The 13,868-nt window shown below is 68.4% G+C and carries 12 protein-coding genes; 6 read left to right on the top strand and 6 right to left on the bottom strand.

The genetic code is table 11. The features are described 5' to 3' along the window. The first annotated feature begins 53 nt into the window (after positions 1-53). Complete coding sequence (locus GA0116996_RS01125) at positions 54-902, top strand: SirB1 family protein (RefSeq protein WP_092306526.1); 849 nt, start codon at positions 54-56, stop codon at positions 900-902. Positions 903-923: 21 nt separating this feature from the next. On the opposite strand, the gene GA0116996_RS01120 is transcribed toward GA0116996_RS01125, so the two are convergent. Then, positions 924-1,577 (bottom strand): VTT domain-containing protein, encoded by a 654-nt coding sequence (locus tag GA0116996_RS01120; protein ID WP_092306524.1) that lies wholly within the window; start codon positions 1,575-1,577, stop codon positions 924-926. A gap of 165 nt (positions 1,578-1,742) precedes the next feature. Between GA0116996_RS01120 and mutL the strand changes: the two genes are divergently transcribed. The 4 genes from mutL to GA0116996_RS01100 all read left to right on the top strand — a co-directional run bounded on the left by mutL (position 1,743) and on the right by GA0116996_RS01100 (position 6,171). Further along, positions 1,743-3,722 carry a DNA mismatch repair endonuclease MutL gene (gene mutL, locus GA0116996_RS01115; RefSeq protein ID WP_092306522.1) on the top strand — a complete coding sequence of 660 codons (1,980 nt, stop codon included), beginning with the start codon at positions 1,743-1,745 and terminating at the stop codon, positions 3,720-3,722. A 35-nt stretch (positions 3,723-3,757) separates the two neighbouring features. Then, positions 3,758-4,726 carry a tRNA (adenosine(37)-N6)-dimethylallyltransferase MiaA gene (gene miaA, locus GA0116996_RS01110; RefSeq protein WP_092306520.1) on the top strand — a complete coding sequence of 323 codons (969 nt, stop codon included), beginning with the start codon at positions 3,758-3,760 and terminating at the stop codon, positions 4,724-4,726. A 78-nt stretch (positions 4,727-4,804) separates the two neighbouring features. Then, positions 4,805-5,317, top strand: a complete 513-nt coding sequence (locus tag GA0116996_RS01105; protein WP_092306518.1) for a GNAT family N-acetyltransferase — start codon at positions 4,805-4,807, stop codon at positions 5,315-5,317. Between the two features lie 110 nt (positions 5,318-5,427). Continuing rightward, positions 5,428-6,171 carry a GntR family transcriptional regulator gene (locus tag GA0116996_RS01100; RefSeq protein ID WP_092306516.1) on the top strand — a complete coding sequence of 248 codons (744 nt, stop codon included), beginning with the start codon at positions 5,428-5,430 and terminating at the stop codon, positions 6,169-6,171. 37 nt (positions 6,172-6,208) lie between these two features. Here GA0116996_RS01100 and GA0116996_RS01095 read toward each other — a convergent pair whose 3' ends face one another. The 5 genes from GA0116996_RS01095 to purM all read right to left on the bottom strand — a co-directional run bounded on the left by GA0116996_RS01095 (position 6,209) and on the right by purM (position 12,588). Then, complete coding sequence (locus GA0116996_RS01095; protein ID WP_092306514.1) at positions 6,209-6,952, bottom strand: aspartate/glutamate racemase family protein; 744 nt, start codon at positions 6,950-6,952, stop codon at positions 6,209-6,211. A gap of 8 nt (positions 6,953-6,960) precedes the next feature. After that, on the bottom strand, positions 6,961-8,352 hold the full coding sequence (locus GA0116996_RS01090) for an amidase (protein WP_092306512.1): 1,392 nt from the start codon (positions 8,350-8,352) through the stop codon (positions 6,961-6,963). Between the two features lie 42 nt (positions 8,353-8,394). Next, positions 8,395-9,831, bottom strand: coding sequence for a dihydropyrimidinase (hydA, locus tag GA0116996_RS01085; protein WP_092306510.1), 1,437 nt, complete (start codon positions 9,829-9,831; stop codon positions 8,395-8,397). A 40-nt stretch (positions 9,832-9,871) separates the two neighbouring features. Next, complete coding sequence (locus tag GA0116996_RS01080; protein WP_092306508.1) at positions 9,872-11,200, bottom strand: MFS transporter; 1,329 nt, start codon at positions 11,198-11,200, stop codon at positions 9,872-9,874. 335 nt (positions 11,201-11,535) lie between these two features. Then, complete coding sequence (gene purM / locus GA0116996_RS01075) at positions 11,536-12,588, bottom strand: phosphoribosylformylglycinamidine cyclo-ligase (RefSeq protein WP_062801653.1); 1,053 nt, start codon at positions 12,586-12,588, stop codon at positions 11,536-11,538. A 191-nt stretch (positions 12,589-12,779) separates the two neighbouring features. On the opposite strand from purM, the gene GA0116996_RS01070 reads away from it, so the two are divergent. Further along, the gene (locus GA0116996_RS01070; protein ID WP_092306506.1) at positions 12,780-13,850 is read left to right on the top strand and encodes an AI-2E family transporter; all 1,071 of its coding nucleotides are present in this window, start codon (positions 12,780-12,782) and stop codon (positions 13,848-13,850) included. The last annotated feature ends 18 nt before the right edge of the window (positions 13,851-13,868 follow it).

Raw genomic sequence — 13,868 nt, 5'->3', positions numbered from 1 at the left:
GCATTGGTGACCCACGCTGCGCGCGGTGCCTGGGGCTGCACCGGGAAACCGACATGACATCCACCAAAGTCCTGGATTATTTCGCCAGCCTCGTGGCCGACGAAAACGGCATCCCGCTCACCGAGACCGCGCTGTCGATCGCGCAGGACGCCTATCCCGACCTGGACCTGCAGGGCGAGCTGGCGGCGCTGGACGTGCTGGCGCTGCGCCTGAAGCGGCGAATTGCCGAAGGCACCCCCGCGATCCAGCGGCTGCGGCTGCTGAACCATTTCTTCTATCGCGATCTCGGCTTCGGCGCGAACGCGAACGACTACTACGACCCCGACAACTCCTACCTGAACGTGGTGCTGCGCCAGCGCCGCGGCATCCCGATCTCGCTCGCGGTGCTGCATATGGAGCTGGGCCAGCAGATCGGCCTGCCGCTCAAGGGCGTGTCGTTCCCCAACCATTTCCTTTTGCGGATGACGATCCCGGCCGGCGAAGTGATACTGGACCCGCTCACCGGCGAGACCCTGTCGAAGGAACAGCTGCAGGAGATGCTGGACCCGTACCTGGAGCGCGAGGGCATCAGCGATGCCAGCCAGGTGCCGCTGGGCCTGTTCCTGCGCCCGGCGAGCCACCGCGAGATCATCGCGCGCATGCTGCGCAACCTGAAGGCGATCTATCTGCAGGAATCGCGCTGGCAGCGACTGCTTGCGGTGCAGAACCGGTTGGTGATCCTGCTGCCGGGTTCGATCGAGGAAGTGCGCGACCGGGGCCTGGCCTATGCCAACCTGGAGTGCTTCCGCCCCGCGCTGGCCGACCTGGAAGCCTATGTCCAGGCCCGCCCCGACGCCGCCGATATCGGCCAGATCCGCGAGCGCATGCCCGCGCTGCGGATGATGAGCCGCAGTCTAAGCTAAGGCGGCTCCACCTGACGTGGCTCAGCGCTCCACGCGCGTGGGCCGGCGGCGGTTGCCGCGCACCAGCTTCCACAGCCCGCCCAGCACCAGCGGCACCACGGCCGCGCCGATGCCGGCCAGCACGATCAGGTTCAGGTACTGGCGAATGAACGGCAGGTTGCCGAAGAAGTAGCCGGCAAACACCAGGCCGACCACCCACGCCACGGCGCCGATCACGTTGAACATCTGGAAGCGCGCAAAGGTCATTTGCGACACCCCGGCCACGAACGGCGCGAAGGTGCGCACGATCGGCACGAAACGCGCCATCACCAGGGTCTTGCCGCCATGCCGCTCATAGAAGTCATGGGTCCGGCGCAACGCATCCTGGTCGAGGAAGCGCCACTGGTGGTCGAACACCTTGGGCCCGATCCAGCTGCCCACCCAATAGTTGACGGTATTGCCCGAGATAGCCGCCACCAGCAGCAGGCCGATCAGCGCCCATTCGTTCATGGCCCCGGTCGCGCAGAAGGCGCCGGCGATAAACAGCAGCGAGTCGCCCGGCAGGAACGGCAGGACCACCAGCCCGGTCTCGGCAAAAACGATCAGGAACAGGATGGCATAGACCCAGTGGCCGTACTGGTCGATGACGGTGCCGAGGTATTTGTCGACATGCACCAGCATGTCGATCAGCTGCAAAGCGAGATCCAAGTCGTTCCCCGTGTGGTGGTTTGACGGTTTTGTTCCATGCGGCGCCGATGTCCGATCCATGCCGCCATGGCCTGAATCATACAAGAGCGGCCGCGCCTTTCCCCCTCCTCGGCAACCCGTCTGCGTGGGGGAACGTCCACGTATAATCGCCGGATGCCAGCCGCCCCTTCCAGCACCGCCTTGCGCACCACCCAGCAGCCGCGCCCGATCCGCCCGCTGCCGGACCAGCTCATCAGCCAGATCGCCGCCGGCGAAGTGGTGGAACGCCCGGCCTCCGTGGTCAAGGAACTGCTCGAAAACGCGCTCGATGCCGGCGCCACGCAGCTGGGCATCCGGCTGGAGGAAGGCGGCGTGCGGCGCATCGTCATCACCGACAACGGCTGCGGCATTCCCGCCGCCGAACTGCCGGTGGCGCTGATGCGGCACGCCACCAGCAAGATCGCCTCCCTCGACGAACTCGAATCGGTGCTGACGCTGGGCTTCCGCGGCGAGGCGCTGGCGTCGATCGCTTCGGTGTCGCAGATGTCGCTGACCAGCCGCACCGCGGCCGATGCCCATGCCACCCAGGTCAGCGCCGACTCCGGCGCGGTGCAGCCCGCTTCCGGGGGTGTCGGCACCACCGTCGACGTGCAGCACCTCTACTTCAACACGCCGGCGCGCAGAAAGTTCCTCAAGACCGAACAAACCGAGCTGGGCCACTGCCTGGAGATGGTCCGGCGCGTGGCGCTGGCACGGCCGGACGTGACCATCTCGGTCCATCACAACGGCAAGCCGCTGGAGCACTGGAATGCCGGCGACGTCGCCTCCCGCACCGCGCAGGTGCTGGGCAACGATTTCGCCCGCGCCCGGCTTGCGCTGGACGAGCACGCCGACACCCTCAGCCTGTACGGCTTTGCCGGGCTGCCCACCGCCTCGCGCGGCCGGCCGGACCAGCAATACTTCTTTGTCAACGGCCGCTTCGTGCGCGACAAGCTGCTCAACCATGCGGTGCGCAGCGCTTACCAGGACGTGCTGCACGGCGACCGCTTCCCGTCCTATGTGCTGTGCCTGGACCTGCCGCCGGAGATGGTCGACGTCAACGTGCACCCGTCCAAGATCGAAGTGCGCTTCCGCGAGTCGCGCGCCGTGCACCAGTTTGTCTACCACGCGGTGCAGCGCTGCCTGGCACGCCAGGCCGGCGCCAACGGCGACAGCCTGCATACCGATGCCGACGGCGAGATCACGCTGCCGCCGGGCGCCGCGGCGCCAGCGGCTGCGGCGCGGCCTGGCGCTGGCGGCCCGGGCCAATGGATCAACTATTCCGCGGCACGGCAGACCGAGCTGGGCATCGCCCAGCCGCGCCAGGCCTACCTGGGCATGGTGCGCGAAGCCACGGCCCCGGCGGCACGCCCCTACGGCGCGACCGGACCGGCTGCCGGCGGTTGGGCCGGCGCGTCGGCGCAAGCACCGGCATGGCTCGCCGAGGTCCAGGCGGCGCGCGCCGGGGATCCGCCCGGCCTGCTGGACCGGCTGCCGCCGGCGCCGGCATCCGGCGATGGCGGCGGTGACGAACACCCGCTGGGCTATGCCATTGCCCAGTTGCACGGCATCTACGTGCTGGCGCAGAACGCGCGCGGGCTGGTGCTGGTCGACATGCATGCGGCGCACGAGCGCATCCTCTACGAGCAGATCAAGGCCGGGCTGGACGCGCGCGACCTGGCGGTGCAGCCGCTGCTGATCCCGGTCACGCTGCCCGCCAGCCCGGTCGAGATCGGCGTCGCCGAAGAACACCAGGAGACGCTGACGCTGCTGGGCTTCGATATCGCGCCGGTGTCGCCCACCACGCTGGCGGTGCGCGCGGTGCCGGCGCTGCTGCAGCAGGCCGATGCCGAGGCGCTGGCGCGCGACGTGCTGCGCGACCTGCACGCCTACGGCGGCTCGCGCGTGCTGGCCGAGCGCCGCAACGAACTGCTCGCCACCCTGGCCTGCCACAGCGCGGTGCGCGCCAACCGCAAGCTCACCGTCGAGGAAATGAACGCGCTGTTGCGCCAGATGGAGCAGACCGAGCGCGCCGACCAATGCAACCACGGCCGGCCCACCTGGGTGCAGCTGACCGTGACCGAGCTCGACCGGCTGTTCCTGCGCGGGCAGTAGGCCGCGCGCTTGCCCCTTCGATTCAAGGCTTTCCGATGTCCGTAGTACCCAACGATTCCGCCGCGCATCCGCCCGTGGTCTGCCTGCTCGGCCCCACCGCGTCGGGCAAGACCGCCGCCGCGCTGGCGCTGGCGGCCGACGCGCCGGTGGAGATCATCAGCCTGGACTCGGCGCTGGTGTACCGCGAGATGGATATCGGCACCGCCAAGCCGACGCGCGACGAACTGGCCGTGGCGCCGCACCACCTGATCGACATCATCGACCCGGCCGAGAGCTACTCGGCCGCGCAGTTTGTCGGCGACGCCGAGCAGCTGATCGCTCAGATCCGCTCGCGCGGTCATGTGCCGCTGATCGTGGGCGGCACCATGCTGTATTACAAGGCGCTGACGCAGGGACTCAACGACCTGCCGCAGGCCGATGCCGCGCTGCGCGCCGAGCTGGACCAGCTCGCCGCCGAACGCGGCTGGCCAGCCCTGCATGCGATGCTGGCCGAGGTCGACCCAGTCACCGCGGCCCGGCTCGCCCCCAATGACGCGCAGCGCATCCAGCGCGCGCTGGAGATCCACCGGTTGTCCGGCCAGCCGATGTCGGCGCTGCTGGCGCGCCAGGCCGAGGGCCGTACCTTTGCCGGCGCGGCCGACCAGCGCTACCGCGTGATCGCGCTCGAGCCCTCGGACCGGCTGGCGCTGCATGCCCGCATCGCCAGTCGCTACGACGCCATGCTGGCGCATGGCTTTATCGAAGAAGTCGAGCGGCTGCGCGCGCGTGGCGATCTGCATCCGGGGCTGCCGTCGATCCGCTGCGTCGGCTACCGCCAGGTGTGGGAATACCTGGACGGCGAGGCCGACTTTGCCACCATGCGCGAGCGCGGCATCGCCGCCACGCGGCAGCTGTGCAAGCGCCAGCTGACCTGGCTGCGCAGCACGCCCGAACGGCTGGTGGTGGATTGCCTGGCGGCCGATTATGTCGACCAGGTGCGCAAGCTCGCGGACTTTGCGCACTGATCCGGCCGCACGCACGCTGGCATGGCGAGTGACGGACAGGCGATAATTCCTGGTTCCTGTACTCGCAAGCCGAACCGCATGTCCAAGCCCACCTTCACGCTGCGCCCCGCCACCGCGGCCGACAGCGAAACCCTGTTCAACCTGATCCTGGCGCTGGCCGAATACGAAAAGCTGACGCATCTCGTCGAAGCCACGCCGCAGAAGATCGAGGCGGCGCTGTTCGGCGCCACGCCGCATGCCGAGGCCGTGCTGGTGGAAGTCGACGCCGAGGGCGAAGGCAATGCGGCCCGCAAGGCGGTGGGCTTTGCCCTGTTCTTCCATAATTTCTCGACGTTCCTTGCCAAGCCCGGTCTCTACCTGGAAGACCTGTATGTCGATCCGGCCTGGCGCGGCCACGGCCTGGGCAAGGCCTTGCTCAAGCACCTGGCGGCACTGGCGGTGGAGCGTGGCTGCGGCCGCTTCGAATGGTCGGTGCTGGACTGGAACCAGCCCTCGATCGACTTCTACCAGGCCATGGGCGCCGACGTGCTGCCCGACTGGCGCATCTGCCGCGTGACCGGCACGGCACTGGACAAGCTCGGCGCGAAATAAGCCGGCAATCGAAGGCGGCAACCGGTCCACCGTCGGTGTTATACACTTGACGCTGAACCGCCATACAATGACAGCACCGACTGTCTTTTCTCCGGACCGCGACAACCGCCATGCCACGCACCAAAGCCGAACCGCCCGCCAAGCCTGCCGACGGTATCCCTGACACCGAGGCGGACGGCGCGCGCGGCGCATCGGTCGAGGAAATCGCCGACCGCATCCTGACCGCGATCTGGGAGCACCGCCTGCCGCCGGGCACGAAACTGGTCGAGGAAAAGCTGGGCGGCGTGTTCGGCGTCAGCCGTACCAAGGTGCGGCTGGCCTTTGCCAAGCTGGCGCACGAGGGCGTGCTGACCGTGCATCCCAACCGCGGCACCTTCGTCTCCAGCCCGAGCGTGGCCGAGGCGCGGCAGGTGCTGCATTCGCGCCACCTGCTGGAACCCGCGCTGGTGCGCGACCTGGCCGGCGCGATCAGCGCCAGGGGCGTGCGCGCGCTGCGCGAGACCACGCGCCAGGAAGCGCAGGCGCGCGAAAGCAACGACCGCCGCGCCATCATCCGGCTGTCGGGCGAGTTCCACTGCAAGCTGGCGGAAATGACGGGCAACCAGTACCTGGGCAAGTACATGCGCGAGCTGTGCTCGCTGACCTGCCTGATCATCGCGCTGTATGACGCGCCGGGCGTGCCGTCGTGCCCGCATCACGAGCACGACGATATCGTCGATGCGCTGGAAGCCGGCGACGGCGAACGCGCCGCGCGGCTGATGAGCGAGCACCTCGGCCACGTCGAAAGCACGCTGCGGCTGGAGTTGCCCGCCGAAGAGAAGGTGGACCTGGAAGCGGTGTTCGCCGCGGTCTGAGCCGCGGCGTCAGCGTGAAAGCAAGCCGCTGCGCGGCTTAGCGGTGCTCTATGCGCGCCGCCAGCGCCGCCGGCAAACCCAGCGTCGGCTTGGCATCCGGGCGGCGGAACGTGCCCGCGGTGGCCTTGCGCGGCTGCAACGCGACCAGCGCCTCGGCCTGCTTGACGGCGGCGGCCATCTGGTCGACCACCGGCACCGGAACGCGGTCGCGCACGCGCGCGGCCAGGCCGGCCAGCGGCGCGCCGGCCAGGATCACCACGTCGGCCTCGTCCTCCACCACCGCGCGGTTCGCCAGCTCAACCAGCACGGCTTCCTTCTCTTCCTGCACGTCCGACACCGAGGCAAAGCTGCCGTCGAGCATGCGGATGCCGGCCAGCCGGCCGCGCAGGCCGTGCATGTCGACGCATTCCTCGTACCAGGGACCCAGCGCGCGCGCAAAAGTGACGATGGCAAAGCGCCGCCCCAGCATGCACGCCGACAGCATCGCCGCCTCGGCCATGCCCACCACGGGCAGGTCGAACAGCTCGCGCGCGCCCATCAGGCCGGGATCGCCGAAGGCGGCGATGACCGCCGCGTCGAACTGGCCGTGATGCTCGGCCAGCATTTCCAGCGCGATGGCGCCGCCGATCTGCGCCTCGGCGCGGGTGGCGATATACGGCACGCCGCGGCTGGCGGTCAGCGGCACCAGCTCGGTGCCGGGCGCGGCGGCTTCGGTGGCCGCGGCCATCAGGCGCGCGGTGATGCCTTCGCTGGTGTTGGGATTCAGAACAAGGATTCGCATGTCAGGGATCAGGCAGGATTGACGAAAGACGCCAGCAAGCTCTCGACCAGCCTTGCGGCGGCCAGCACGTTGCGGTCGGCACCGCGCGGGCCGGCGATCTGCAGCCCCACCGGCAGCCCATCGCGTCCACTGCCGCAAGGCACCGAGATCGCCGGCGCCAGCGCATGGTTGAAGAAGGGCGTGAACACCGCGTGGGCGCGCGGCTCCACCGCCACCCCGCCGATGCGCTCCGGCCCCAGGCGGTCGTTGCGCCAGGCCACGCACGGCGTGGTCGGGCACAGCAGCAGGTCATAGCGGGTAAAAAAGCCGGCCAGCGCCAGCGCGATCTGGCGGCTGGCCTCGCGCGCGCGCGCCACCTCGGCGCCGGTCCACGCCAGGCCGCGCTCGATCTGGCGCGCGACATCGGCATCGAACACTTCCGGATCGCGGCGCCAGGCATCGCCATAGAGGTTGGCCAGGCCGACGTGCTGCAGCGGCATCAGCGCGGCCTCGTCGGCACCCCGCGGCCACGCCGGGTCGGCGCGCTCGATGCTCAGCCCCGCGGCCTGCAAGCGGGCCACGGCCTGGTCGAAGGCCTGCGCGACATCGTCGTCGACCGGCGTGTCCAGGCCCAGGCGCGGACTGACCGCAATCTTCAGCGTATGCAGCGGCCGCGCCGCGCCCAGCGAGAACCCCAGCGTATCGGGATCGCGCGGATCGGCGCCGGCCAGCGCCTCGAACATCAGCTCGGCATCGGCAACGGTGCGGGCGATGGGCGCAATCACCTGGATGCCGTTGAAGGCATGGGCGAAGCCGACCGCATCGGGAATCGCGCCGTAGGAGGGCTTGAAGCCGACTACGCCGGCATGCGCGGGCGGACGCCGGCTGGAGCCGCCGCCATCGGTGCCCAGCGCCAGCGGCGCCATGCCGGCGGCCACCGCCACCGCGCAGCCGCCCGACGAGCCGCCCGCGGTCAGCGTGGCATCGAGCGGATGCCGCGTCAGGCCGTAAACCTTGTTGGTGGTCAGGCCCTTGCAGGCGAACTCCGAGGTGTTGCCCATGCCGAACACGATCGCGCCGGCCCGGCGCAGCCGTTCGACCGCGATCGCGTCGGCGGGGGCGATGAAGTCGCGGTACAGCTGCGAGCCCTGCGTCACGCGCCGGCCCTGGCTCCAGATCACGTCCTTGACGATCACCGGCACCCCGGCCAGCAGCGGGCGCTCGCCCTGCGCCAGGCGCGCGCGCAATTGCGCCAGGTCGGCATCTACCAGTTCCTGGCGTTGTTCGAAGACGGCGTTGAGCTGGTCGTTGCGCGCCGCGATGCGGGCCTGGAACGCCGCGGCCACCTCGACGGGATCGAGGCGCCCGGCGGCGACGCGGGCGGCGATGGTGGCGGCATCCAGGCGGTTGGTCAGTTCCATGTCTACAGTGTCGGTCAAGGCATCAGTCACGCAAAGTGCTGGTCACAGGGTGCCGCCCGAGGTGCGGTAGCGCGGCCGTGCCATTTCGGGCAGGCCGCACGGCAGGAACTCGCCGTGGCCGGCCTCGGCCATCACTTCGCCCTCGTGCGCCACCACCTTGCCGCGCACCAGCGTGGTCACCGGCCAGCCGGTCACGCGCAGGCCTTCATACGGCGTGTAGTCGACGTCATGGTGCAAATCGGTATTGCGGATCGTCACTTCGCGCTGCGGATCCCAGATCGCCAGGTCGGCATCGGCGCCGATGGCGATGGTGCCCTTGCGCGGATGCAGGCCGTAGAGCTTGGCCGGGTTGGTCGAGGTCAGCGCGACGAACTGGTTGACCGAGATGCGGCCGCCCACCACGCCTGCCGAGAACAGCAGCGGCAGCCGCGTCTCGAGTCCGGGGATGCCGTTGGGGATGTACTGGAACGGGACTTCCTGGCCGCCGGGCTTCTTGCCCTGCGCGTCTTCGTAGCGGAACGGTGCATGGTCGGACGAGAAGATGGTGAAGAGGCCGTCGGCCAGGCCGTCCCAGATCACCTGCTGGTTGCTGCGGTCGCGCGGCGGCGGACTGCACACGCACTTGGCGCCGTGGTAGCCGGGCTGGTCGAGGTCTTCGGCGGTCAGGAACAGGTACTGCGGGCAGGTCTCGGCAAAGATCTTCATGCCGCGGTTGCGCGCCCAGCGGATCTGCTCGACCGCTTCCTTGCCCGAGACATGAACGATCAGGATCGGCACGTCGACCAGCTCGGAGAACGTAATGGCGCGGTGCGTGGCCTCGCGCTCGATCGCCATCGGCCGGGCCAGCGCGTGGAACTTCGGCGCGGTGTTGCCGGCCGCCTCCAGCTTGTCGGTCAGCCACGCGATGCAGTCGGAGTTCTCCGCGTGCACCATCACCAGCGCGCCTTCCTGGCGCGCCACCGACAGCACCTCGAGGATCTCGCGATCGTTCAGCTTGAGGTCGTCGTAGGTCATGTAGACCTTGAACGACGAATAGCCTTCGCGGATCAGGCCCGGCAGTTCGTCATTCAGCACGGCCTCGGTGGGGTCGGCCACGATCAGGTGGAAGGCGTAGTCGACCACCGACTTGCCGCCGGCGCGGCGGTGGTAGTCGGCCACCGCCGCGCGCAGCGAATGGCCCTTCTCCTGCGCGGCGAAGGGGATCACGGTGGTGGTGCCGCCGCACGCCGCCGAGACCGAGCCGGTGCGGAAGTCGTCCGCCATGCGCAGCCCGTCCGGCATCGGCTGGTCCAGGTGGCAGTGCGCATCGACGCCGCCCGGCAGCACCAGCTTGCCGCTGGCGTCGATGACCTGCGCGGCCTCGCCCAGGTCATGGCCAAGCTGCACGATGCGGCCGCCGGCGATGCCGATATCGCATTGCATGGTGTCGCTGGCGGTCACCACGGTGCCGTTGCGGATGATGAGGTCGAACTGTTTCACGGTACGGATTTGTTGTGAGGACAAGGAGAGAGGCCGCGCTTCAGCGGTCAGCGTCGGACAGGTGCATGCGCGCGGTTTCACGCGCCGCGAACGCCGCCACCGCGATCAGCGCGCACACCGCCGCCAGGTAGAGCGCCACCGGCATGGTGTTGCCGAAGCGGTCGAGCAGGCCCACGGCGATCAGCGGGGCCAGCGCGCCGCCGAACACGCCGGCAAACTGGAAGCCCAGCGAGGCGCCGGTCACGCGCACCCGGGTGGCGAACAGCTCGGGCAGGAACGACGCCAGCGGCGAGAACATGAACGACACCAGCACCATGCCGACGAACGAGGCCAGCATGATCAGCGCCGGGCTGCCGGTCTTGACCATGGCGAAGAACGCGAACGCCCACACCGCGCCGCCGATGCCGCCGATCATCAGCACCGGACGGCGGCCGATGCGGTCAGCCAGCAGGCCGGCGATGGGGATGAACAGGATCTGCGCCACCGCGCCCAGCAGCACGGCATTGAGCGCGATGCTCTTGGGCAGGCCCAGCTTGGTCGGCACGAAGTAGAGCAGGAACAGCGTGAACACGTAGAACGCGATGTCGCCGCCCAGCCGCGCGCCAAAGGCGATCAGCAGCTGCTTCTTGTAGTTGCGCAGCACTTCCATGATGGGCGCGCGCGCTTCGGCATGCGATTCCTCCAGCTTCTCGAACATGCCGGATTCGCGCACGTTGGAGCGGATATAGAGCCCGACCCCGACCAGCAGCGCCGACAGCAGGAACGGCACGCGCCAGCCCCAGCTGAGGAAGGCTTCTTCCGATACCTGCCACGTCACCAGCGCAAAGATGCCGTTGGCCAGCAGCAGGCCGATCGGCGCCGCCAGCTGCACCAGGCTGCCGAGGATGCCGCGCCGTTTGCCTTCGGGATCGAGCTCGTTGACCATGATCGCCGCCCCGCCCCACTCGCCGCCCAGCGCCAGGCCCTGCACCACGCGCAGCAGCACCAGCAGCAGCGGCGCCAGCGCGCCGGCCGTGGCATAGGTGGGCAGCAGGCCGATGCCGAAGGTGGCCAGGCCCATCATCAGCAGCGTGATGATCAGGATCGACTTGCGGCCCATCTTGTCGCCGTAGTGGCCGAAGATGGCCGCGCCCAGCGGCCGCGCCACGAAGGCCACGCCGTAGCTGGCAAAGGACAGCAGCGTCGCGGTCAGCGAATCGCTCTGCGGGAAGAACAGCTTGGGGAAGACCAGCGCTGCGGCCGATCCATAGATGAAGTGGTCGTAGAACTCGAGCGTGGTGCCGGCCAGGCTGGCCCCGGCGACGCGCGCGACTGACTGTTTGCTGGCCGACGCGCCTTTTTCCGCGGCGTCGATGCTGACTGCTTGCATGGTGGATCCTCCAATGGTCCCTGGCCCGCCCTGGTGCACCGGTGATTCCGGCGTCGGATTGAGGCGTTGTCTCCGGACGCCGCATGCTTGGGCGGCGTCTTTGCTCAGTACATTAGGCCATAAACCGCCATACAATCAAGCAAAATATTGTTTGTCAGAAATGGTGCATATGCATGCTGGGATTTGGTGCAATGCACCAGGGCAGCCTTTGCCACAACATGGCGATGCGCAGCTCGGGTAAACACCTAGCGGGCCCTCTGCGCCGGCGCGCGGACAAAAAAAACGGCGCATGCCCGAAGGCATGCGCCGTTTTTGTATGAAAAGCTGGGGTCGCGTCAGATCACGATGGTCTGGGCCTCGCCCTCGGCCCGCTCGCGGATCTCACCGATCTGCCACACGGCTTCGCCGGCGGCCTGCAGGTGGCGGATGGCGCGTTCGGCGTCTTCCTTGGCGACGATCACGACCATGCCGATGCCGCAGTTGAAGACACGGTGCATCTCGTCGTCGGCGACGCGGCCCTGCGCCTGCAGCCACTGGAACAGCGGCGGCAGCGTCCAGGCATCGCGATGCAGCACCGCGGTGACGTCCTGCGCCAGCACGCGCGGCACGTTCTCGGTCAGGCCGCCGCCGGTGATGTGGGCCATGCCCTTGACCGGAAGCGTCTCGATCAGCGACAGCAACGGCTTCACGTAGATGCGGGTCGGCGCCATGATCGCGTCCTGCAGGCGCTGGCCGTGGAAGTCGGCGTTCAGGTCCGGCTTGGCCACCTCGATGATCTTGCGCACCAGCGAGTAGCCGTTGGAATGCGCGCCCGACGAGGCCAGGCCCAGCACCACGTCGCCCGGGGCGATGGTGCTGCCATCGATGATCTTCTTTTTCTCGACCGCGCCGACGGCGAAGCCGGCCAGGTCGTATTCGCCGTCCGGGTACATGCTCGGCATTTCGGCGGTTTCGCCGCCGATCAGCGCGCAGCCGGCCAGTTCGCAGCCGCGGGCGATGCCCTGGATCACGGTGGCGGCGGTGTCGACGTCGAGCTTGCCGCAGGCGAAGTAGTCGAGGAAGAACAGCGGCTCGGCGCCCTGCACCAGGATGTCGTTGACGCTCATGGCGACCAGGTCCTGGCCGACGGTGTCATGGCGGTTCAGCTGGAACGCCAGCTTGAGCTTGGTGCCCACGCCATCGGTGCCCGACACCAGCACCGGCTCCTGGAACTTCTTCGACAACTCGAACAGCGCACCGAACCCGCCGATGCCCGCCATCACGCCCTCGCGCATGGTGCGCTTGGCAAACGGCTTGATGCGGTCGACCAGCGCGTCGCCGGCATCGATGTCAACACCGGCGTCGCGGTAGGAAAGGCCTGCCTGGCCGGCGGTCGGGGATGCGCTCATGGGAACCTGCTTGTCCTGGAGGAAATAAAGTGAGGAATTCGGCGCTCGGGCCACCGTCGCTTCCGTCGCGTGGCATCGGAAGGCAGGCGCGAGTCCAGTAGAATCGCAATTTTAACGGATAGAGGCCCCCCGCTTCCAGTTTCCGGCGAGATCGCGCCGCAAACGGCGCTGCCGCCCTCCTGCAACCCTTGATGAATGCCCCGCTGTTGAACCAAGAGGCCAAGCGCATCCTGCTGTGGATCGTCGTGGCCGTGGCGCTGTTCGCCGCCATCCTTGCGCTGGCGCCGGTGCTGACGCCGTTCCTGTTCGCATTCATCTTCGCCTATATCCTGAACCCCGGCGTCGACTGGCTGCAGCGCCGCCGCGTGCCGCGCGCGATCGGCGTGACGCTGATGATCCTGCTGCTGACGGTGGTCTGCGTGATGCTGGTGCTGCTGCTGATCGCGGTGCTCCAGCGCGAGATTCCGCAGGTGCGCGAGCAACTGCCGATCCTGCTGAAGAAGCTCAATTCGGTGGTGTCGCCGCGGCTGGCCGAGTTCGGCGTGCGCGTGCGCTTCGACTTCCCCGGCCTGCGCAACATGATGTCGGACCGCTTCGCCGCCAGCCCGGAAGACCTGCTGGTGGTGCTGCTGAACTACGTCAAGATGTCGGGTTCGGCGCTGATCGCGGTGGCGGGCATCGTCTTCATCGTGCCCATCGTCATGTTCTACCTGATGATGGACTGGCACATGGTGATGCGCCGCATCGAGAGCGTGGTGCCGCGCCGCTGGGTGCCCAAGGTGCGCGAACTGACCAACGAGACCGACGCGCTGCTGTCGCAGTACCTGCGCGGCCAGATCCTGGTGATGGTGATCCTGGCGGCGATCTACTCGATCGGACTGACCATCGCCGGCTTCGATATCGGCGTGCCGGTCGGGGTCTTCACCGGGCTGGCGGTGTTTATCCCGTATATTGGCTTCGGCGTCGGCCTGGTGATGGCGACGCTGGCCGCGCTGCTGCAGTTCGGCAACTGGTACGGGCTGGCCGCGGTGGCGGTGGTCTACGGCTTCGGCCAGTTCATCGAGAGCTTCTACCTGACGCCGAGGCTGGTGGGCGAGCGCATCGGCCTGCACCCGCTGGTGGTGATCTTCGCGCTGCTCGCCTTCGGCCAGCTGTTCGGCTTCTTCGGCGTGCTGCTGGCGCTGCCGACCTGCGCCGTGCTGCTGGTGGGGGCGCGCCAGCTGCGGCGGGTTTACCTGGCCAGCGATCTCTATCGAAAATAACGGCTGCTGTCCGCTGAC

It is taken from the genome of Cupriavidus alkaliphilus (assembly GCF_900094595.1).
Taxonomy (GTDB): Bacteria; Pseudomonadota; Gammaproteobacteria; order Burkholderiales; family Burkholderiaceae; genus Cupriavidus; species Cupriavidus alkaliphilus.
The sequence above is the reverse complement of the archived record's forward strand: the minus strand, read 5'-3'. Positions and strand labels throughout refer to the sequence as shown.